The sequence below is a fragment of the Streptomyces sp. NPDC058683 genome (assembly GCF_042716195.1).
Taxonomy (GTDB): domain Bacteria; phylum Actinomycetota; class Actinomycetes; order Streptomycetales; family Streptomycetaceae; genus Streptomyces.
On record NZ_JBHXSK010000046.1, the window covers coordinates 77,889 to 98,989 of the forward strand.

19 protein-coding genes, 1 rRNA gene, 1 pseudogene and 1 riboswitch are annotated in these 21,101 nt (G+C 70.0%); of the genes and pseudogenes, 8 read left to right on the forward strand and 13 right to left on the reverse strand.

The window, feature by feature from the left end:
- Nucleotides 1-71 precede the first annotated feature (71 nt).
- The 4 genes and pseudogenes from ACFWXC_RS39260 to ACFWXC_RS39275 all read left to right on the forward strand — a co-directional run.
- Nucleotides 72-2,027, forward strand: a complete 1,956-nt coding sequence (locus ACFWXC_RS39260) for an amino acid transporter (RefSeq protein ID WP_384486607.1) — start codon at nt 72-74, stop codon at nt 2,025-2,027.
- A 126-nt stretch (nt 2,028-2,153) separates the two neighbouring features.
- The gene (locus tag ACFWXC_RS39265) at nt 2,154-2,675 is read left to right on the forward strand and encodes a hypothetical protein (protein WP_384486609.1); all 522 of its coding nucleotides are present in this window, start codon (nt 2,154-2,156) and stop codon (nt 2,673-2,675) included.
- A gap of 228 nt (nt 2,676-2,903) precedes the next feature.
- Nucleotides 2,904-3,299 (forward strand): helix-turn-helix transcriptional regulator, encoded by a 396-nt coding sequence (locus ACFWXC_RS39270; protein WP_351712422.1) that lies wholly within the window; start codon nt 2,904-2,906, stop codon nt 3,297-3,299.
- Between the two features lie 41 nt (nt 3,300-3,340).
- Nucleotides 3,341-3,655, forward strand: a pseudogene (locus ACFWXC_RS39275) (aldehyde oxidase); the annotation flags it as partial.
- On the opposite strand, the gene ACFWXC_RS39280 reads toward ACFWXC_RS39275, so the two are convergent.
- Nucleotides 3,570-4,058 (reverse strand): molybdopterin-dependent oxidoreductase, encoded by a 489-nt coding sequence (locus ACFWXC_RS39280; protein ID WP_384486611.1) that lies wholly within the window; start codon nt 4,056-4,058, stop codon nt 3,570-3,572. The pseudogene ACFWXC_RS39275 and the gene ACFWXC_RS39280 overlap by 86 nt on opposite strands.
- Nucleotides 4,059-4,265: 207 nt before the next feature.
- Here ACFWXC_RS39280 and modA point away from each other — a divergent pair, with 207 nt between their 5' ends.
- From modA to ACFWXC_RS39295, 3 genes are read left to right on the forward strand one after another with little or no spacing between them, the layout of a single operon-like run.
- The gene (gene modA / locus ACFWXC_RS39285; protein ID WP_384486613.1) at nt 4,266-5,093 is read left to right on the forward strand and encodes a molybdate ABC transporter substrate-binding protein; all 828 of its coding nucleotides are present in this window, start codon (nt 4,266-4,268) and stop codon (nt 5,091-5,093) included.
- Nucleotides 5,090-5,938, forward strand: coding sequence for a molybdate ABC transporter permease subunit (gene modB / locus ACFWXC_RS39290; protein ID WP_384486615.1), 849 nt, complete (start codon nt 5,090-5,092; stop codon nt 5,936-5,938). The genes modA and modB overlap by 4 nt, the downstream gene beginning before the upstream one ends.
- Nucleotides 5,935-7,011, forward strand: coding sequence for an ABC transporter ATP-binding protein (locus ACFWXC_RS39295; RefSeq protein WP_384486617.1), 1,077 nt, complete (start codon nt 5,935-5,937; stop codon nt 7,009-7,011). The genes modB and ACFWXC_RS39295 overlap by 4 nt, the downstream gene beginning before the upstream one ends.
- A gap of 59 nt (nt 7,012-7,070) precedes the next feature.
- Here ACFWXC_RS39295 and gcvP read toward each other — a convergent pair whose 3' ends face one another.
- Nucleotides 7,071-9,956: an aminomethyl-transferring glycine dehydrogenase gene (gene gcvP, locus ACFWXC_RS39300; RefSeq protein WP_384486618.1), complete on the reverse strand. Its 2,886-nt coding sequence runs from the start codon at nt 9,954-9,956 to the stop codon at nt 7,071-7,073.
- Between the two features lie 174 nt (nt 9,957-10,130).
- Nucleotides 10,131-10,225: riboswitch (glycine riboswitch) on the reverse strand.
- 114 nt (nt 10,226-10,339) lie between these two features.
- On the opposite strand from gcvP, the gene ACFWXC_RS39305 reads away from it, so the two are divergent.
- Entirely contained in the window at nt 10,340-10,720 is a 381-nt protein-coding gene (locus tag ACFWXC_RS39305; RefSeq protein ID WP_384486620.1) for a PRC-barrel domain-containing protein, read from the forward strand.
- A 27-nt stretch (nt 10,721-10,747) separates the two neighbouring features.
- On the opposite strand, the gene ACFWXC_RS39310 is transcribed toward ACFWXC_RS39305, so the two are convergent.
- From ACFWXC_RS39310 to rrf, 11 genes are all read right to left on the reverse strand, one after another.
- The gene (locus ACFWXC_RS39310; protein WP_384486622.1) at nt 10,748-12,106 is read right to left on the reverse strand and encodes a DNA polymerase IV; all 1,359 of its coding nucleotides are present in this window, start codon (nt 12,104-12,106) and stop codon (nt 10,748-10,750) included.
- A gap of 100 nt (nt 12,107-12,206) precedes the next feature.
- Nucleotides 12,207-12,851, reverse strand: a complete 645-nt coding sequence (locus ACFWXC_RS39315; protein ID WP_384486624.1) for a MerR family transcriptional regulator — start codon at nt 12,849-12,851, stop codon at nt 12,207-12,209.
- A 269-nt stretch (nt 12,852-13,120) separates the two neighbouring features.
- Nucleotides 13,121-13,594 carry a bifunctional nuclease family protein gene (locus tag ACFWXC_RS39320; RefSeq protein ID WP_026253112.1) on the reverse strand — a complete coding sequence of 158 codons (474 nt, stop codon included), beginning with the start codon at nt 13,592-13,594 and terminating at the stop codon, nt 13,121-13,123.
- 91 nt (nt 13,595-13,685) lie between these two features.
- Nucleotides 13,686-14,423: a MerR family transcriptional regulator gene (locus tag ACFWXC_RS39325; protein WP_384486627.1), complete on the reverse strand. Its 738-nt coding sequence runs from the start codon at nt 14,421-14,423 to the stop codon at nt 13,686-13,688.
- A 40-nt stretch (nt 14,424-14,463) separates the two neighbouring features.
- Nucleotides 14,464-15,294 carry an FHA domain-containing protein gene (locus tag ACFWXC_RS39330; protein ID WP_351734187.1) on the reverse strand — a complete coding sequence of 277 codons (831 nt, stop codon included), beginning with the start codon at nt 15,292-15,294 and terminating at the stop codon, nt 14,464-14,466.
- A gap of 190 nt (nt 15,295-15,484) precedes the next feature.
- The gene (locus tag ACFWXC_RS39335) at nt 15,485-16,321 is read right to left on the reverse strand and encodes a DUF881 domain-containing protein (protein WP_384486629.1); all 837 of its coding nucleotides are present in this window, start codon (nt 16,319-16,321) and stop codon (nt 15,485-15,487) included.
- 5 nt (nt 16,322-16,326) lie between these two features.
- Entirely contained in the window at nt 16,327-16,659 is a 333-nt protein-coding gene (locus ACFWXC_RS39340) for a small basic family protein (RefSeq protein WP_046727248.1), read from the reverse strand.
- Nucleotides 16,656-17,567: a DUF881 domain-containing protein gene (locus tag ACFWXC_RS39345; protein WP_384486631.1), complete on the reverse strand. Its 912-nt coding sequence runs from the start codon at nt 17,565-17,567 to the stop codon at nt 16,656-16,658. Before ACFWXC_RS39345 ends, ACFWXC_RS39340 begins: the two co-directional genes overlap by 4 nt.
- 106 nt (nt 17,568-17,673) lie before the next feature.
- The gene (locus ACFWXC_RS39350; protein ID WP_384486633.1) at nt 17,674-20,169 is read right to left on the reverse strand and encodes a sugar phosphate nucleotidyltransferase; all 2,496 of its coding nucleotides are present in this window, start codon (nt 20,167-20,169) and stop codon (nt 17,674-17,676) included.
- A gap of 116 nt (nt 20,170-20,285) precedes the next feature.
- Nucleotides 20,286-20,894, reverse strand: coding sequence for a CDP-alcohol phosphatidyltransferase family protein (locus ACFWXC_RS39355; protein ID WP_384486635.1), 609 nt, complete (start codon nt 20,892-20,894; stop codon nt 20,286-20,288).
- 112 nt (nt 20,895-21,006) lie between these two features.
- Nucleotides 21,007-21,101, reverse strand: a 5S ribosomal RNA gene (gene rrf, locus ACFWXC_RS39360); the annotation flags it as partial.

Here is a 21,101-nt window from a genome sequence, read left to right on the forward strand (position 1 = left end):
GCGGCCGTCCGCGTGATGGCCGGAATCGAACTACCCCGCACTCAGCGCGCCGGACACCAGGAGCCCGACCGATGGCCACGACCGAACACCCCCCTCCCAGTCGCCTGCGCGCCTGGATGCTGGAGGGGCTGTCCGACATGGGCAAGAGCGGCGGCCACACCGGGCCCCACGCTCAGCCGGAGGCCGCGCACAAGGGCCAGCGCTGGTGGCGGGTGATGTGCCTGACCGGTGTGGACTACTTCTCGACCCTCGGTTACCAGCCCGGCATCGCGGCCCTCGCGGCCGGCCTGCTGTCGCCGATCGCGACCATCGTGCTGGTCATCGTCACCCTGGCCGGCGCCCTGCCGGTCTACCGGCGCGTCGCCGCGGAGAGCCCGCACGGCGAGGGCTCCATCGCGATGCTGGAGCGGCTGCTCTCCTTCTGGCAGGGCAAGCTCTTCGTGCTCACCCTGCTGGGCTTCGCCGCCACCGACTTCCTCATCACCATCACCCTGTCGGCCGCCGACGCCTCGACCCACCTGGTCGAGAACCCGCATCTGACCGACGCCCTGCAGGGCAAGCAGATGATCATCACGCTGATCCTGGTGGCACTGCTGGGCGCGGTCTTCCTCAAGGGCTTCCTGGAGGCCATCGGCGTAGCGGTCGCCCTGGTCGGCGTCTACCTCGCGCTGAACGTCGTGGTCGTGATCGTCGGCGTCTACCACGTCATCACCGCCGAGCACGTCATCACCGACTGGACCAGCGCCCTGACGACGGAACACGGCAACGTCTTCGTCATGATCGGCGTGGCCCTGATCGTCTTCCCCAAGCTGGCCCTTGGCCTGTCCGGCTTCGAGACCGGCGTCGCGGTCATGCCGCACGTCCAGGGCGACCCGGGCGACACCGAGGAGCGGCCCACCGGCCGGATCCGGGACACCAGGAAGCTGCTCACCACGGCCGCCCTGATCATGAGCTGCTTCCTGATCGCGACCAGCTTCATCACCACGCTGCTGATCCCGGAGCAGGAGTTCAAGTCCGGCGGCGACGCCAACGGCCGCGCGCTCGCCTTCCTCGCGCACGAGTACCTCGGCAACGCCTTCGGCACGGTGTACGACGTCTCGACCATCTGCATCCTGTGGTTCGCCGGCGCCTCCGCGATGGCCGGCCTGCTCAACCTGATGCCGCGCTACCTGCCCCGCTACGGCATGGCCCCGCACTGGGCCCGCGCCGTGCGCCCCATGGTCATCGTCTTCACCCTGATCGCCTTCCTGGTCACCTGGATCTTCGACGCCGACGTCGACGCGCAGGGCGGCGCCTACGCCACCGGTGTACTGGTGCTGATCAGCTCCGCCGCGATCGCGGTGACCATCGCCGCCCGCAAGGCCCAGCAGCGCAACTGGACCATCGCCTTCGCGGTCATCTCGGCGGTGTTCCTCTACACGACGGTCGTGAACGTCATCGAGCGCCCGGACGGTGTGAAGATCGGTGCCTGCTTCATCGTCGGCATCATCCTGGTCTCGCTGCTGTCCCGGCTGGCCCGCGCCTTCGAACTGCGCGTGACGAGCGTGACGCTCGACGACATGGCGGAACGGTTCATCAGGGACATGGCCAGCCGCAAGATGCGGTTCATCGCCAACGAGCCGGACGCCCGCGACAAGGCCGAGTACCGAGACAAGATCGAGCAGATCCGGGCCGACAACGACATGCCCGAGCAGGAGGACTTCGTCTTCGTCGAGGTCACGGTCACCGACCCCTCCGAGTTCGAGGCGGGCCTCAGCGTGCGCGGCGAGGTCCTGCACAACCGCTACCGCGTCCTGACCCTGGAGTCGGCCTCCATCCCCAACGCCCTGGCCGCGCTGCTGCTGCACGTCCGCGACGAGACCGGCTGCATCCCGCACATCTACTTCGAGTGGACCGAGGGCAATCCGTTCGCCAACTTCCTGCGCTTCTTCCTCTTCGGCCAGGGCGAGGTCGCCCCGGTCACCCGGGAGGTCCTGCGCGAGGCGGAACCGGACCGCTCCCGACGGCCACGCGTCCACACGGGCTGAGCACCCGCCCCACGCCCACCCCGTGTCGACCCCCGTCGTAAGAAACCCGTCAATAACCGCTCGGTCCGCATAAGAACCCCGTCAGCCGCCGTTCCCGAGCGCCCCGCGCCCCCTACCGTCGGCCTCATGGAGGACAGAAGACGCGGGGGCCGGGCAGCCGGCGACCGCACCTGGCGCGGCAGCGCACGCCTGGCCGTCGGCTGTGCCGCCGGCTTCGGCGGCGTGACGCTCCTGGTGGACTGGGACGCCGGCACGCTCACCCCGGTCCGCGCCCTGCTCTGGGTCACCCTGTCGGCGGCCATCCTCGTCATGCTGCTGCCGGCCCGGGTCACGGCGGGCCCCGGCTGGCTGGCCGTCCGCGGGCCCCTCCGCGGCCGTACCGTCCGCACCGACTCCCTCGTCTACGTCGGCCAGTACGGCGATGTCTCCGCCCATCTGGTGCTGCGCGACACCGCCGGCAACCGGCTGGAGCTCGACCCGAACGTCCTGCACGCGAATCCGCTGCTCTGGCACGAACTGGACACCGGCGTCCGCCGCTCCCTGGACCGCGGCACCCTGCGCCGGGGCACCGAGGTACTCGCACAGCTCGGCCACGAGATCGACGACACCAACGCGCGCGCGGTCCTCAAGGCGTCCGGCCTGACCTGACCACCACCGGGCGCGGGGGCATCGTCGCGGGTTCCGCGCACCCATCAAGACGGGACCGCTGCCACCCCCTGAGGGGCGCGGCGAACTGCGCGACAAGCCACGACGGCGCCGCACCCTCGTTTCATGGTCACCCGGATCGTCCGAGGGACCGATTCCGGCGTCGCACAGCGGGAACCTCGGGGGGACACCTGGTCCGCAGGCCCCGCCGACCGGCCCTATCGTGACCCCATGCAGTCCTACACGATCGGCCAGGCGGCGCGGCTGCTCGGCGTCAGCCCGGACACCGCCCGCCGCTGGGCCGACGCCGGCCGGGTGACCACCCATCGCGACGAGGGCGGCCGGCGACTCATCGAGGGCAAGGACCTCGCCGCGTTCTCCGTCGAACTGGCCAGGGCCGGCACCGTCGAGGAGGACGCCTCCTACACCTCGGTCCGCAACGCCTTCCCCGGCATCGTCACCGCGATCAAGCTCGGCGACGTCGCCGCCCAGGTCGAGATCCAGGCCGGCCCGCACCGCCTGGTCTCCCTGCTGACCCGCGAGGCCGTCGAGGAACTGGGCCTGGAGGTGGGCATGGAGGCCACCGCCCGGGTGAAGTCGACGAACGTGCACATCGACCGCGTCTGACCCCGCCACCGGCGACCGCGTCCGACGCCGCCACCGGCACGGCGACGCTCTTCGAGAACGTGCGGCTGGACGCGCGTGGCGCGGTCGGGACGGCGGCCTTCCGCCGCTACCGGCTCCCGCAGTACGCGGACGTCCCGCGGACCGAGGTGCACTTCACGGAGTCCGCCCACGCCATCGGCCCGCTGGGCGCCAAGTCGATGAGCGAGAGCCCGTTCAACCCGGCCGCCCCGGCGCCGGCCAACGCGCCGCGGGACGCGACCGGGGTGCGGTTCACGGAGCTGCCGTTGACGCGCGACCGGGTGTGGCGGGCGCCGGCCACCGGCCGCCGTACGCCCCGTCCACCCGGATCGCCGTGATACCGCTGATGTGCCGGGCCCCGCAGCGGTCCTGCGGCAGGACCAGTTGCGGGCCCGCCAGGTCCAGCGGGGTGTCGTCGATGCCGACGGCGAGCAGGACGGGGGCGTGGGCGAAATCCGGGTCGATCTCCGCCCAGGAGAGCAGTGCGTGGTGCCCGTCGGCGCCGGTGACCACGATGAGGAAGCGCAGGCGGTCCTTGCGCCGGGCGGGGTCGAAACCGGGGCCCGCGTCGCTGAGGACGTCGTACAGCAGGGGTCCGGTGAAGCCGTGGTGCTGGACGCCGCTGGTGGCGCACTCGAAGCTGACCCGCACCCGGTGCTGGGGCCAGCGCAGGAGGTCGGACACGGTGAGCCGGGCCGGCCGTGCCAGGTCCCCGGTGAGGTCGAGTTCGGCGAGCGTCATGTGCGGCCACCTCCTGGATGACGGTACCCGCGGCACCCCTCCGTACAAACGCACATGCCAGGTTCAAGCCACAAGCGTGCAGCTCATGCGATGTGACAGAAGACTTACGCCTGGCAGATGCGGCAGTATCATCGCCAGGCGGCCGATATACAGGTCGCGACAGGGCGCGACAGCTTTTTCATCTGGATTCAGAGGAGTTCACTCGTGATGACCCGTTCCGCGCGCCGGACCCGGCGGACGCTCCAGGTGGCCGGTGCCTCGGTCGCGGCCCTGCTGGCCCTGAGCGCCTGCTCCTCCTCGGACGACGACGCGTCCGCGACGACGAAGTCAGACACCTCCTCGTCGGCGTCGCCCAAACTGTCGGGCTCGATCACCGTGTTCGCGGCGGCCTCCCTCAAGGAGAGCTTCACGACCCTGAAGGCCGACTTCGAGAAGGCCCACCCGGGCACCAAGGTCGACTTCAGCTTCGGCGGCAGTGACACCCTCGCCGCGCAGATCACCAGCGGGGCCCCCGCCGACGTCTTCGCCGCCGCCAGCCCCAAGACGATGGCGATCGTGACGGACAAGAAGGACACCGCCACCACGCCGGCCACCTTCGTCCGCAACCAGCTGGAGATCGCCACCCTGCCGGGCAACCCCGACAAGGTCACCTCGCTCAAGGACCTCACCAAGTCTTCGCTGAAGGTGGTCCTCTGCGACAAGACGGTGCCGTGCGGCGCCGCCGCGCAGAAGGCCCTGGACGCCAGCAAGCTCAAGCTGACCCCGGTCTCCTACGAGGAGGACGTGAAGTCCGCCCTCAACAAGGTGGTCCTCAAGGAGGCCGACGCCGCGGTCGTCTACAAGACCGATGTGAAGGCCGCCGGTGACAAGGTGGAGGGCGTGGAGTTCCCCGAGTCCGCCGACGCCATCAACGACTACCCGATCGCTCTGTTGAAGGACGCCCCGAACCCGACGCTGGCCAAGGCGTTCATCGCGCTGGTGCAGTCCGCCGAGGGCCAGCAGGTCCTGAACGAGGCCGGGTTCCTCAAGCCGTGACGAAGATCGACGAGCCGGACGCCGGGACCGTCGCCGTCACGGGCGGCCCACGGCGCCGGCGCGTCCGGTCGGCCGTGCCGCTACCGCTCCTCCTCCCCGGAGCGGTAGCTCTGGTCTTCCTCCTCCTGCCCCTGCTCGCACTGCTCCTGCGCGCCCCCTGGGGCAGCCTCCCGTCGCTGCTGACCAGCACGGAGGTGTGGCAGGCCCTCCAGCTCTCACTGCTCAGCGCGACCGCGGCGACGGCCGTGAGCCTGGTCCTCGGCGTCCCGCTGGCCTGGCTGCTGGCCCGCACGGAGTTCCCCGGCCGGGGCCTGGTACGGGCGCTGGTGACCCTCCCCCTGGTCCTCCCCCCGGTGGTCGGCGGTGTGGCCCTGCTCCTCGCCCTGGGCCGCAACGGGGTCGTCGGGCAGTGGCTGGACTCCTGGTTCGGGATCACGCTCCCGTTCACGACGACCGCGGTGGTGATCGCCGAGTCCTTCGTGGCCATGCCCTTCCTGGTGATCAGCGTCGAGGGCACGCTGCGCGCCGCCGACCCGCGCTACGAGGAGGCGGCGACGACCCTGGGCGCGTCCCGCTTCACGGCGTTCCGCAGGGTCACGCTCCCCCTCATCGCCCCGGGCATCGCGGCCGGCTCGGTACTGGCCTGGGCCCGCGCGCTCGGCGAGTTCGGCGCGACGATCACGTTCGCCGGCAACTTCCCGGGCCGCACCCAGACCATGCCGCTCGCGGTCTACCTGGCCCTCCAGAACGACCCCGACGCGGCGATCGCCCTCAGCCTGGTCCTGCTGACCGTCTCGATCGCGGTACTGGCAGGCCTGCGGGACCGCTGGATGACGGCGTCATGACGCATCCCCGCTCCACAGCGTCCGACGGCCTGGATGCCCGCCTCGTCGTCACCCGCCCCGCCTTCCACCTCGACATCACCCTCACGGCCGCCCCCGGCGAGGTCGTCGCCCTCCTCGGCCCCAACGGCGCCGGCAAGACCACCGCCCTCCGGGCCCTGGCCGGCCTCACCCCCCTCACCGCCGGCCATCTCCGCCTGGACGGCACGGAGTTGGACCGTACGCCCCCCGAATCCCGCCCGGTGGGCGTCGTCTTCCAGGACTACCTCCTCTTCCCCCACCTCACGGCCCTCGACAACGTCGCCTTCGGCCCCCGCTGCCACGGCGCGACCAAGACCGAGGCCCGCGCCCAGGCGGCCGCATGGCTGGACCGCATGGGCCTCGCGGACCACGGCGGCGCCAAACCCCGCCGCCTCTCCGGCGGCCAGGCCCAGCGCGTCGCACTGGCCCGCGCCCTGGCCACCCACCCCCGCCTGCTGCTCCTGGACGAGCCCCTCGCCGCCCTCGACGCCCGCACCCGCCTGGACGTACGTTCCCAACTCCGCCGCCACCTCGCCGAGTTCGAGGCCGTGGCCGTACTGGTCACCCACGACCCGCTGGACGCCATGGTGCTGGCCGACCGCCTGATCGTCATCGAGCACGGCCGGATCGTCCAGCAGGGCACCCCCGCCGACATCGCCCGCCACCCGCGCACCGACTACATCGCCCACCTGGTCGGCCTGAACCTCTACCGCGGGCAGGCCGAGACCGGGGCCGAGGGCCACCTGGTCAGGCTGGACACCGGCCCCGCCGTCGCCACCACGGAGCACCTCACCGGTGACGTGTTCGTCGCGTTCCCGCCGAGCGCCGTCACCCTCTTCCGGGACCGCCCGACCGGCACCAGCGCCCGCAACCTGTGGCGCTGCGAGGTCGCCGGCCTGGAGATCCACGGCGACCGGATCCGCGCCGACCTGACCGGCGAACTCCCCCTCGCCGCCGACCTCACCACGGTCGCCGCCGCCGAACTGGACCTGCACCCGGGCACCCCGGTCTGGGCGACGGTGAAGGCGACGGGGACCCACGCGTACCCGGCGTAGCACCACACGCGAGAGGCCCCGCCGAAGCGGGGCCTCTGCCACATCCGTACTACCGCGGATCAGTCCTCGTACACGTCCAGCGGCGGGCACGAGCACACCAGGTTCCGGTCACCGTAGGCCTGGTCGATCCGGCGCACCGGCGGCCAGTACTTGTCGGCGGCGGACACCCCGGCCGGGAAGACGGCCTCCGCACGCGAGTAGGCGTGCTCCCACTCCCCGCCGAGCGCGGCGGCCGTGTGCGGAGCACCCCGCAGCGGGTTGTCCTCGGCGGGCCACTCCCCCGCCCCGACCTTGTCGATCTCCGCCCGGATGGCGATCATCGCCTCGCAGAACCGGTCCAGCTCACCGAGGTCCTCGGACTCGGTCGGCTCGATCATCAGCGTGCCGGCCACCGGGAAGGACATCGTCGGCGCGTGGAACCCGTAGTCGATGAGCCGCTTGGCGACATCGTCGACGCTCACGCCGGTCGCCTTGGTCAGCGGCCGCAGATCGATGATGCACTCGTGCGCGACCAGCCCGCCGGGACCGGTGTAGAGCACGGGGTAGTGCGGCTCCAGCCGCTTGGCGATGTAGTTGGCGCTGAGCACGGCCACCTGCGTGGCGCGCTTCAGCCCCTCGCCGCCCATCAGCCGGACGTACGCCCACGAGATCGGCAGGATCCCCGCGGAGCCCCACGGCGCGGCCGAGATCGGCCCGACACCGGTCGCCGGGCCGGCGGCCGGCTGGAGCGGGTGGTTCGGCAGGTACGGCGCCAGGTGGGCGCGTACGGCCACCGGACCGACACCCGGCCCGCCGCCGCCGTGCGGGATGCAGAAGGTCTTGTGCAGGTTGAGGTGCGAGACGTCGCCGCCGAAGTGCCCGGGCTTGGCGACCCCGACCAGGGCGTTGAGGTTGGCCCCGTCGACGTACACCTGACCGCCGGCCTCGTGCACCTGACCGCAGATGTCCGCGACGTGCTCCTCGAACACGCCGTGCGTGGACGGGTAGGTGATCATCAGCACGGCGAGCTGGTCGCGGTGCTGCTCGATCTTCGCCCGCAGGTCCTCGACGTCGACCTCGCCGTCCTCGGCGGTCTTCACGACGACGACCTTCATCCCGGCCATGACGGCGCTGGCGGCGTTGGTGCCGTGCGCGGAGGACGGGATCAGGCACACGGTGCGCTGCTCGTCGCCGTTGGCGCGGTGGTAGGCGCGTACGGCGAGCAGCCCGGCCAGCTCGCCCTGCGACCCGGCGTTGGGCTGGAGCGACACCTTGTCGTAGCCCGTGACCTCGGCGAGCCGCTCCTCCAGCTCACGGATGAGCGTCAGATAGCCCTGCGCCTGCTCGGCGGGCGCGAAGGGGTGCAGCTGGCCGAACTCGGGCCAGGTGACCGGCTCCATCTCGGTGGTCGCGTTCAGCTTCATGGTGCAGGAGCCCAGCGGGATCATGCCCCGGTCCAGCGCGTAGTCCCGGTCGGCGAGCCGGCGCAGATAGCGCAGCATCGCGGTCTCGGAGCGGTGCTCGTGGAAGACGGGGTGGCCGAGGTAGCCGTCGCCGCGCAGCAGTGCCTCGGGCAGCGTGTCCTCGGCGACCTCGTCCAGGGTCTCGACGTCGCCCTCGACCCCGAACGCCGTCCACACGGCACCCAGCTGGGCCCGCGCGGTGGTCTCGTCGCAGGCCATGGAGACGTGGTCGGCGTCCACCAGCCGCAGGTTGACGCCGCTCTGCCGGGCGGTGGCGACGATCTCGGCGGCCTTGCCGGGCACGCGCGCGGTGAGGGTGTCGAAGTAGGCGCCGTGCACGAGCTCGACCCCGCCGGCCCTCAGCCCCGCGGCCAGGATCGTGGCGTAGCGGTGGGTCCGCTGAGCGATGGCCCGCAGCCCCTCGGGCCCGTGGTAGACGGCGTACATGCCGGCCATCACGGCGAGCAGCACCTGCGCGGTGCAGATATTGCTGGTGGCCTTCTCACGGCGGATGTGCTGTTCACGGGTCTGCAGCGCAAGCCGGTAGGCCTTGTGCCCGTCGGCGTCCACGGACACGCCCACGAGCCGGCCGGGCAGGCTGCGCGCGAACTTCTCCTTTACCGCCATGTAGCCCGCGTGCGGCCCGCCGAAGCCCATCGGCACACCGAACCGCTGGGTCGTCCCGACGGCGATGTCGGCGCCCAGCTCGCCCGGCGAGGTCAGCAGGGTCAGCGCGAGCAGATCGGCGGCGACGGTGACCAGCGCGCCCAGCTCGTGCGCCTGCTCGACGAGCGGCTTGATGTCGCGTACGGCACCGGAGGCGCCGGGGTACTGGACGAGCACACCGTTGATCTCACGGGCGGCGAGGTCCGCCGGGATCCCGTCGCTCAGGTCCGCGACGACGACCTCGACCCCGGTCGGTTCGGCCCGCGTCCGGATCACGGCGACGGTCTGCGGCAGGGCGTCCGCGTCGATGACGAAGACGCCCTTCTTGTTCTTGCCCATGCGCAGCGACAGGGCCATGGCCTCGGCGGCGGCCGTGCCCTCGTCCAGCAGCGAGGCGCCGGAGGTGGGCAGTCCGGTGAGGTCGGCGACCATGGTCTGGAAGTTCAGCAGGGCTTCCAGCCGCCCCTGGGAGATCTCCGGCTGATACGGCGTGTAGGCCGTGTACCAGGCGGGGTTCTCCATCACGTTGCGCAGGATGACGGGCGGCGTGAAGGTGCCGTAGTAGCCCAGCCCGATCATCGAGTCGAGCACCTGGTTCCGGTCGGCCAGCGACCGCAGCTCGGCCAGCACCTCGGCCTCGGTGCGCGCGCCCGGCAGCTCCAGGGTGTCGGCGTTCTTGATGACGTCCGGCACGGCGGCGGCGGTCAGCTCGTCGAGCGAGCCGTACCCGACCTGGGCGAGCATCTTGGCCCGGGCCTCGTGATCGGGTCCGATATGGCGCTGCTCGAAGGGGATTCCCTGTTCGAGCTCGGTGAGCGGAACACGCTGGGCGGTCATTGCGGAGGCCTCCTGGTCTGACGCGACCTTCGAGGGGTACCCCGGCACGGGCACCCCGACGGCCTCCCCCTCTGTCATCTCAACCTGAGAGCTTCGCCGGATGCCCAGGGGATCCGGCTTTCACCGTCGGTGAGAGCGGACGTCGTCGACGCCCGCTCTGCTTTCCAGAGTGACCTCGTCCGTGCGGTACGTGAGCCTGAGAGATTCCGGGGAGGATTTGCTCCTTCGGCGCCTCCGGTCTGTCCGGAGGACTCTCCCGCACGGGGTCAGCAGCCGCTTGCCAGCCTACCAGCGAGGGCTCCGCGCGGGCCTTCGAGTGGCCGCCTCGTTCAATGTGCTCTTTTGTAGTGCTTACGGATGAGTTGCGACCAAGTGGAGGGCCCGTGCAGACCGACATCGATCCGCGCAACCTGATCGGCCGCAAGGCGTTCGACCGCAAAGGCACGAAGATCGGCACGATCGACGAGGTCTACCTCGACGACGCGACCGGTGTGCCGGAGTGGGCGGCCATACGCACCGGCCTGTTCTCCCGGGACGCCTTCGTGCCCCTGGAGCCGAGCGAGCTGGTCGAGGGCACCCTCCAGGTCCCCTTCGACCGCGCCCTGATCAAGGACGCCCCCGACTTCGGGGTGGGCCGCCACCTGTCCCCGGAGCAGGAACTCCAGCTCTACCACCACTACGGCCTGGACACGACCGCCCCACCCCCCGACCACCCGGACCACGACTTCGGCAAACTGGCGGGAACGGAGGACGCGGGCGCCTGACGGCCGACGGTGCGTGTCCCACTCCGGTCACGCACCCACCCCGTCCACCGGAATCGCCGGCACCAGCGGCAACGGATCCACCGGCTCCAGCTCAGGATCCTCGACCCGGAACGTCCGCACCCGCCCCGGCTCCACCGACCCCGGCGTCTCGAACCGCACCGTCACCCGCCCCAGACCGCTGCCCTGCACCCATCCGTGCCCGTACTCGGCGTGCCGGACGTCGTGCCCCGCGGGCCATCTCCGCTCCACGACCGCCTCCGGCTCGGCGACCGGCTCGGCCGCGTCCTCCTCCGCCAGGATCTCCGCCGCCTCCCCCGCCGCCTGCGCGAACAGATCCTCCTGGGTGTAGTCGGCCAGCCCCGACACCCCCACGCCCAGCAACCGCACACCCCCCGTCGTGTCCACCGAGTCCAGCAACCGCGCGGCCGCCTCCCGCACCACCGCCGGGTCGTCGGTCGGCCCTCTGAGCGTCTCCGACCGGGTGAGCGTCGAGAAGTCGTACCGCCGAACCTTCAGCACGATGGTCCGCCCCGACAGTCCGGCCCCCCGGAGCCTGCGCACACACCGGTCGGCCAGCCGCTGCACCTCCATCCCCACCCGCATCCGGTCATGGATGTCCACGTCGTAGGTGTCCTCGACGGAGACCGACTTGGCCTCCCGCTCGGCGACCACGGCCCGTTCGTCGTGCGCCAGCGCCATCGCGTACAGCGCGTGCCCGTGGGCCTTGCCCAGCAGCCGTACCAGCTCGTCCTCCCCCGCCTCGGCGATCTCGTCGACCGTGGTGATCCCGGCCCGCCGCAGATGGTCCCCCGTCGCCGGCCCCACGCCCGGCAGGGTCCGCACCGGCATCGGCCCGAGCATCGCCCGCTCCGTGCCCGGCTCGATCAGCACCAGCCCGTCCGGCTTGGCCTGCTCGGAGGCGATCTTCGCGAGCATCTTGGAGGCGGCGAGCCCCACCGACCCGGCAAGCCCCGTGGCGGCCCGTATGTCCGCGCGCAGCTTCTCCCCCACCAGACGCGCCGACCCCGCGTCCCACGCCACCTCACCCGCCTCCAGGTCCACGAACGCCTCGTCCAGGCTCAGCGGCTCCACCAGCGGCGACAGCTCGTGCAGCAGCGCCATCACCTGCTCGCTGATCGACCGGTACAGCCCGAAGCGCGGCACCAGATACGCGGCGTTCGGCGCCAGCCTGCGGGCCTGTGCCATCGGCATCGCGGAGTGCACCCCGAACACCCGGGCCTCGTACGAAGCGGTGGCCACCACACCGCGCGGTCCGAGCCCGCCCACGACCACGGCCTTCCCCCGCAGACTCGGCTTGGATGCCTGCTCCACCGAGGCGTAGAAGGCATCCATGTCGAGATGCAGGATCGTGGGCGCGTTTCTCACACCTCCGATGCTGCACCACACCACTGACAATGCCCCGGCACGGAACCGTGCCGGGGCGTCGCGAAGGGCTCAGGAGATTCGAGAGGGTCGGGCCGGGACCTCAGACCGCCCGGTTGCGGCGCCGGGCCAGCTCGTCCGCGGGGTTGGGGCCGATCAGGGTCTCGCCGGTGTCGACCCGCTCGCCGTGCAGCTGGGAGAGCGCGCTCTCCACGTCCCGCCAGACCACGCCGACCGCGATCCCGAAGATGCCCTGGCCGCCCTGGAGCAGGGCATGGACCTCGTCGGGCGAGGTGCACTCGTAGACCGTGGCACCGTCGCTCATGAGGGTCATGCGCTCCAGGTCGCGGAAACCGCGCTCCCTCAGGTGCTGGACGGCGCTGCGAATGTTCTGGAGGGACACCCCGGTGTCCAGGAACCGCTTGACGATCTTCAGGACGACGACGTCCCGGAAGCTGTACAGGCGCTGGGTGCCCGACCCGTAGGCGGGCCGCACGCTGGGCTCGACCAGGCCGGTGCGGGCCCAGTAGTCGAGCTGCCGGTAGGTGATGCCGGCCGCCGCACAGGCCGTGGGCCCCCGGTAGCCGATCTCCTCGGTCGTCATGGACGCCGCCCCTTCGCCGCTCGGCACTGCCGTCGGCCGCTGTGGAGCGTGACCGGCGGTGCTGCCGTGAGGCCGGTACGGACCGCTCTCCCCGAGACCGCGTCCCGGGGCACCCCCAGTCGTACCGTCGCCGCTGCTTCTCACGCCGACCTCCGTCCTTGACCTGCCTTCTCGACGGTAGGCAGTCACCAGGGGCGCGTCAACGATCGCCACACTCGGCACGCCGAGTGATAATCACCCTAGGAGTGGTTTCCCGTGCCCCACCGCGGGGAAAGGCTAGCCGAATGCTCTGGCGGGAAGGCGTAGGACGCTCTCAATGGCCGCTGGCAATTGCCCATGAGTTTCGAGTCCGACCAACCGTGAACCGGCCCGCCACCGGCCCCTGGTGGGCTGATGACGGGCCGCTCGGTCCCTCACTGGCTGCTGGTGCCAAAGTCCTCGGGCGAGATCTGGTCGAGGAACTCGCGGAACTTCTCCACCTCGTCCTCCTGCTCGTCCGGAATCGCGATGCCCGCGTCGTCCAGCACCGTGTCGCTCCCGTAGATCGGCGTCCCGGTGCGCAACGCCAGCGCTATGGCGTCGGACGGACGGGCGCTCACCTCGACACCGCTGGCGAAGACCAGCTCCGCGTAGAAGACGCCCTCACGCAGGTCCGTGATGCGTACTTCGGTGAGCTCCTGGCCGACGGCCTCCAGCACGTCCTTGAACAGGTCGTGGGTCAGCGGCCGCGCAGGGGCCATGCCCTGCTGGGCGAACGCGATCGCCGTCGCCTCCCCCGGCCCGATCCAGATGGGGAGGTAACGGTCGCCTCCCACTTCGCGCAGGAGCACGATCGGTTGGTTGGAGGGCATTTCCACCCGGACACCTACGACATCGAGCTCGTTCACACAGCAACCCTAGGCCGTGCCCGGGACGTTTGGGTAGTCGGGCCCGGAACGCGCGCCCGATCCGGCCTCCGCCCGGGTCCTGTCACGATGGTCACGGCAGCCGCACCCCGAGCGCGGTCTGCACCAGTGCGGAGTGCAGCCTCACCGTGAGCGCCGCCAGCTCCTTCGTACGGGCCTCGGCATGGGCCCTGGTCTGCGGATTGCGGTGCCGCTTGAGCGGGGCCACCACTTGGTCCACCAGACCCGCCTCACGGTCGGCGGCGGCCTTCATCACGCGCAGATGGCGCGGCTCGATCCCGAACCGGCCCAGCTCGGTCACGAGCGCGGCCACGGTGACCGCCTCGGCGTCGTACACGCCGTCCTCCAGGGGAGCGAGCAGCCCGTACGACTCCCACTCCGCCAGGCAGTTCTCGTCGATCTCGGCGGCCGCGAGCAGCTCGTCCCGGCCGATCCGCGCCACCGTGGGCGCCTCGGCAACCATCGGCACCGCCTCGCCGTCCCGCTGCCGTCCCAGCACGGGCAGCTGGACGGCCTCACCGCGCTCCATGGCGTCCAGGTACTCCCGGATGACCTTCAGCGGCAGATAGTGGTCCCGCTGCATCCTCAGGACGTGTCCGAGCCGCTCCACGTCCCCGGCGCTGAACTTGCGGTACCCGGACGGGGTCCGGCGCGGCTCGATCAGCCCCTCCGACTCCAGGAAGCGGATCTTGGAGATGGTGACTTCGGGGAACTCGTCGCGCAGCACGTTCAGCACCGTGCCGATGCTCATCAGCCCGGATTCCGTGGCGGCGGTGCCGTGACCGGTACCGCCGCTCGGTGTGTGCAGCATGGACCTTCTTCCCTGGAGTCCCCGGACGAGGTCCGGAGGGTCAGATGCCCTGCCGGCTCGCGTAGAAGACCAGCCGGTACTTGCCGATCTGGACCTCGTCACCGTTCGACAGAGCGACCTGGTCGATGCGCTCCCGGTTGACGTACGTGCCGTTGAGGCTGCCCACGTCGGCCACCGTGAACGAGCCGTCCGGCTGGCGGCGGAACTCCACGTGGCGGCGCGAGACCGTCACGTCGTCCAGGAAGATGTCGCTCTGCGGGTGACGGCCGGCCGTGGTCAGGTCGCTGTCCAGCAGGAAGCGGCTGCCCGAGTTCGGGCCACGGCGCACGACCAGCAGCGCGGAGCCCAGCGGCAGCGCGTCGACCGCCGCCTGCGCCTCGGGCGAGAGCGCCGGCGCCTGGGTCTGGCCGGTGACCTCGGCGTCGTAGGCCTCCAGGCCGGAGATCGAGATCGTGGACGTCGTCTCCGACGCCCGCTCGGGGACGGCGCCCGCGCGCAACGGGGCACCACAATTGGAACAGAAGCGGGCGTTCTCCGCGTTGCGGTTACCGCACCTCGTACAAACCAGGGCCGACATGGACGGATCCTCCTGCCGCGGCTGCCCCGCCGGGGCGTTGGACGCGTACGGGTCGGAGGTAAACCCTCCACCCGCACCTGAGGTTGACGGTTGCCCGAAACCTATGCCGCCGGACTGCGACGGGTCAACTGACCGCGCGCCCTGACCTCCCGAAATGTCACCCCCCGGACCAGCCACCTGGTCCCGGAACAGCGGACGCTGACCGTCCGCGTCGGGCTGTGCGCGATGACGAGCGGTCGCGTTGTCGCTACCCTCTCGCGTGCTCTTGCCGAACAACTTCGAAAACAACTTCACGGGCGATTCCCCTTGACCGAAACAGACCCGCCCGTGGGGCAGGACGAACCCTGACTGAATAAACCGGCCGACCCGGACAACCACACAACGTCCGTATCCACCAGACAGTTTCCACCACGCACCGGCTCCCCGGTGCGCCGACCCCCCGCATCCTCATGCCCCCGCCGGATGTCCCGCATGCACCGCCGGTTCACTGTGAGGACGACCGAGCGTAGTCAGGCTGCTTCGCCGGTCGCAAGGCATCCACCACGATCTTGGTCGACCGCTCGACGGTCACAGTCGCCTGTTCCTTCTCCAGGGTCTGCACCACGCCTCCGGGGATGTTGAGAGCCGGTTCGAGATCCTGCGGCTTGCCGATCACCTTGAAAACGTAGGGCTGGGTGATCTTGTTCCCGTCGACGCTCACACTCTTCCCGGAGTCGGTGAGGTAGGTGCCGGAGATCACTCGCACGCCGTTGACCTGGATCGCCTCCGCGCCGGCCGCGCGCAGCTCCTGGATCGCGTCGAGCAGCATGTCCGCCTGTACCGTCCCCTTCGGGTCGTCGACCGTCATCGTGATGCCAGGACCCTGCGCTGCCACGGTGCCCGCCAGAATGCCGAGTTGCCTCTCCTTCTCGGCCGTCTGCCTGCGTGCCTCCGCCGCCTGGTCGGAGCTGCTCTGCAACTCCTGGCGCTGTTTCTCAAGTCCTGTCTTCTCGTCTTCAAGACGCTGAGTACGGTCGTCCAGTTCATCGAGGATGCGAACAAGATCCTCCTGGCGGGCCCCGCGCAACGCGCTGTCACTGTCGCTGTTCGACGCCACCTGCACGGCGAGCCCGAAACCGAGCCCGAACAGCAGCACGGCGACGATCAGTTGGGCCCGGCTGACCCGCGGCGGCCACAGCCCCTGGACCAGCCGCCGGCGGCCGGTCAGCCCGGCCTCCGGCTTCGGCTCGGCCGCGGATCCGGCCTCCGGCGCCGCGGCGGGCACCTCGTCCGGCAGTTCTCTGCGCAGCCGGTGCTCCGGCCGCTTCTCGTGTTCGCTCATGCCGCTCACGCCCGGAAGACATGCCGTCGGATCGCCGCGGCGTTGGAGAAGATTCGGATACCGAGGACCACGACGACACCCGTGGACAGCTGCGAGCCCACACCCAACTTGTCGCCCAGGAAGACGATCAGCGCGGCCACCACCACGTTGGACAGGAACGACACCACGAAGACCTTGTCGTCGAAGATCCCGTCGAGCATGGCCCGCAGCCCACCGAAGACGGCGTCGAGCGCCGCGACGACGGCGATCGGCAGATACGGCTCGACGACCGCCGGAACCTCAGGACGGACCAACAGTCCGGCCACGACGCCCACGACGAGGCCAAGTACGGCGATCACGATGTGCCCTTCTCCGTCTTCTCTGTGTACGGCTGGGCCGTACGTACGATCACGCTGGGTGCGGCGGGCAGCCGGACGTCACTCTCCGTGGAGATCGTCGCCCGGATGTCGAAGTTCTCCTCCAGCGCATGCAGATACAGCCCGTCGGGACTGTCCTGGAACCTGGAGCTGAGCCTCTGCCCGTCCCCCACCGCCAGCACCGTGTACGGCGGTACCAGCGGCCTGTTGTCGACCAGTATCGCGTCTCCCGCGGCCCTGATCGCGGACAGGGCGGTGAGCCGCTGCCCGTTGATGGAGATCGCCTCGGCGCCCGAAGCCCACAGCCCGTTCACGACGCGCTGCATGTCGTGGTCACGCACCCGACCGGTGTCGGAGAACCCGGAGGTCTCCCGCGGGTTGCTGCCGTCGCCGCCCGAGGAGGCCGCCTTGGCGTCGTTCACGACCAGCTTCACGCCGGGGCCGTGCACCGCCGTGGCACCCGACAGGATGCCCACCAGGTCCGCCTGACCGCTGCCGCCGCTCTCCTTCAGCGCCGCACGCTGGCGGGCGCTGACGTCGTCGCGCAGCTTGTCGACATTGGTCTCCAGCTTGTCGGCGGCGGACGTCTCACGGTCGATGCGGTCGATCAGCTCCTGGCGCTCCTTGGCCACGACAGGGGCCGTCACGCGCGCCTGAGCCGCTCCCACGGTCACCACCAGGGCCGCGAGCACCAGACCGCCGGCGAGGCCCAGCCTGGCCCGGAGGGTCTTCGGCATGCCGCCGCCCTCCCCCTGCGCCCGCTTACGGGCCGCCGCCTCGGCATACCCGTCGTCGAGGCTGTGATCCATGACGTTGGTGATCAACGACATGGAGGCGTCCGGGCGCTGCGGCCGGGTGGCGCTGCTCCGAACGGGGGGTTGCTGCGGCATGCCGCACATCGTCGCACGTTGCGACCGGTACCTCCGAACGGCCCCACCGGCGTGCCGGACAGGCCCCCTCGGGGACACTTGTCCGGCACGCGCGCGTGCGGCTGATTTACCGTCCGGCGCTGTCCACGATCGCCGACCATTCGTCCAACAGGGCCTGCGCGGAGGCGTCGTCGGGCCCCTCGGCCCACAGATGGGTGACCGCCTCGGCCGGGTCGGGCAGCACCATCACCCAGCGCCCGTCCGTCTCGACCACCCGCACCCCGTCGGTCGTGTCCACGAAGCGATCATCGGCCGCCTCGACGACACGCCGCATGACCAGGCCCTTGACAGCCCACGGGGTCGCCAGGTCCCGCTTGAGGACATGCGCCCGCGGGATCCGGGCGTCGATCTGGCTGAGCGTGAGCTGTGTCCGCGCCACCAGGCCGATCAGGCGCACGAAGGCCGCCGTGCCGTCGTAGACACTGCTGAACTCGGGGACGATGAATCCGCCCTTGCCGTCACCACCGAAGATGGTGCCTTCCTCACGCCCCACGCGCGTGAGGTCGTCGGGCGAGGTGGTCGTCCATTCGACCTGGGTGCCGTGGTACGCGGCCACCTGCTCGGCGATCCGGGTCGTGGTGACCGGAAGCGCCACACGGCCGCTACGCCGCTCGGCGGCCACCAGGTCGAGCATCACCAGGAGCGCGCGGTCGTCCTCGATGATGCGGCCCTTCTCGTCCACCAGGGACAGCCGCTCGCCCACCGGGTCGAACCGCACACCGAACGCGGCCCCGGAGGACGCCACGATCTCGCCGAGGCGCACCAGCCCGGACCGACGCTGATCCGCCGTCTCCGTGGGCCTGGCCTCGTTGAGACCGGGGTTGATGGTCAGCGAGTCCACGCCGAGCTTCCCGAGCAGGCTGGGCAGAACGAGCCCGGCACTGCCGTTGGAGGCGTCCACGACGACCTTCAGGCCGGCCTCGGCGATCCCGGTGATGTCGACGTTCCGCAGCAGCGAACCCGTGTACGAGTCGAAGACGCTGGCCGGGAAGTACAGGTCGCCGATCTCACCGGGGAACGCACGCCGGTACTCCTGGCGGGCGAAGATCCGGTCCAGCTTGCGCTGGCTGGCCTGCGAGAGGTCCGCGCCCTGCCCGTCGAAGAACATGATGTCGACGGAGTCGGGCACCCCGGGCGAGGTCCGGATCATGATGCCGCCGGCGCTGCCGCGCGCGGTCTGCTGCCGTGCCACCGGCAGAGGCACGTTCTCCAGGTCGCGTACGTCGATGGCGCTGGCCTGGAGCGCGGAGATGACCGCCCGCTTGAGCGCACGGGCACCCCGGGAGTGGTCACGGGCCGTAGTGACCGTGGAGCCCTTCTTCAGGGTGGTCGCGTACGCGCCAGCCAGCCGTACGGCCAGCTCCGGCGTGATCTCCACGTTCAGGATTCCGGAGACACCACGGGCACCGAAGAGATGCGCCTGCCCGCGGGACTCCCAGATCACGGACGTGTTGACGAACGCACCGGCCTCGATGGTCTTGAACGGATAGACCCGGACGTTGCCCTGCACGATCGATTCTTCACCGATCAGGCACTCGTCACCGATGACCGCCCCGTCCTCGATCCGGGCGGCCCGCATGATGTCGGTGTTCTTCCCGACGACACAGCCCCGCAGATTGCTGTGCTGCCCGACGTAGACGTTGTCGTGCACCACGGCCCGGTGCAGGAAGGCACCGCTCTTCACGACGACATTGGAGCCCACGACGGTGTGCTCGCGGATTTCCGTGCCGGCCTCGACCTTGGCGTAGTCACCGATGTACAGCGGTCCACGCAGGACGGCATCGGCATGCACCTCGGCGCCCTCGGCCACCCAGACGCCCGGCGATATCTCGAAGCCGTCGATGTCGACGTCGACCTTGCCCTCAAGGACGTCGGCCTGCGCCTTCACGTACGACTCGTGGGTGCCGACGTCCTCCCAGTAACCCTCGGCGACATAGCCGTAGATCGGCTTGCCTTCCTTCATCAATTGCGGGAAGACATCGCCGGACCAGTCGACGGGAACGTCGGCCTCGACATAGTCGAACACCTCGGGCTCCATGACGTAGATGCCCGTGTTCACCGTGTCGGAGAACACCTGCCCCCAGGTCGGCTTCTCGAGGAACCGCTCGACCTTCCCCTCTTCGTCGACGATGGTGATGCCGAATTCCAGCGGATTGGGCACACGGGTCAGGCAGACCGTGACAAGCGCGCCCTTTGCCTTGTGGAAGTTGATCAGCTCGGTGAGGTCGAAGTCGGTCAGCGCATCGCCGGAGATGACGAGGAAAGCATCGTCCTTCAACGCCTCTTCGGCGTTCTTGACGCTTCCGGCGGTACCGAGTGGCTTCTCCTCATTGGCATAGGTGAGCTCCATACCGAGCTCTTCGCCGTCACCGAAGTAGTTCTTGACGAGCGACGCCAGGAACTGCACGGTGACGACGGTCTCGGTGAGCCCATGCCTTTTGAGCAGCCGTAGCACATGCTCCATGATCGGTCGGTTCACCACCGGAAGGAGCGGCTTGGGCATGCTGGAGGTCATGGGGCGAAGGCGTGTGCCTTCACCACCGGCCATCACTACGGCCTTCATGTCGGAAGCGTCCTCCTCTAAGAGACGACGGTCTAGCCGACTTCACCCGTCCAGATTGTCCCGCACTTTTTCGCCGCGGGCCATCGAGAGCCACTACGTCCGGACAATCGCCGAGCTCAATCGGCTGTGGCGTCCGCACGAACCAGACGGCGGACCTGCACCACGTAGAGCACTCCTGCCCACCAGTAGAGCGTTGTACCCCATCCGGCGAACGCCCATCCGAAAATAGCAGCGAGTGACGAGATCCAACCGCTTCCGTCACTGAGCAGCAGGAGCGGGAACGCGTACATCAGATTGAACGTGGCTGCCTTGCCAAGGAAGTTCACCTGCGGCGGCGGATAGCCATGCCGCCGGAGAATCCCCACCATCACCAGCAGCACCAGCTCGCGCAGCAGTAGTACGGCCGTCAACCAGAGCGGCAGGATCTCGCGCCAGGTGAGTCCGACCAGCGTCGACAGGATGTAGAGCCGGTCCGCGGCGGGGTCCAGGAGCCGGCCGAGGTTGCTGATCTGGTTCCAGCGCCGGGCGAGCTTGCCGTCCAGGTAGTCACTGATGCCACTGAAGGCGAGCACCAGCAGCGCCCAGCCGTCGCTCTTGGGCCCGCCGAACTCGGGCCTGAGGATCAACCACAGGAAGACGGGTACGCCGACGAGACGCGCCATGCTGAGGATGTTCGGGATGGTGAGGACCCGGTCCGTCTGGACACGGGTCTCCTGGACCTCCACCCGGGGGCCTCCTGTGATGGGAAACGAGCCAACTTTGCCCCCTGACCTTACCTCAACGCAAAAAAGCTCTGGCCCTTGGGCTTGTCGCCCAAGAGCCAGAGCTCTAAAAGGAGTTCGGCGGTGTCCTACTCTCCCACAGGGTCCCCCCTGCAGTACCATCGGCGCTGTAAGGCTTAGCTTCCGGGTTCGGAATGTAACCGGGCGTTT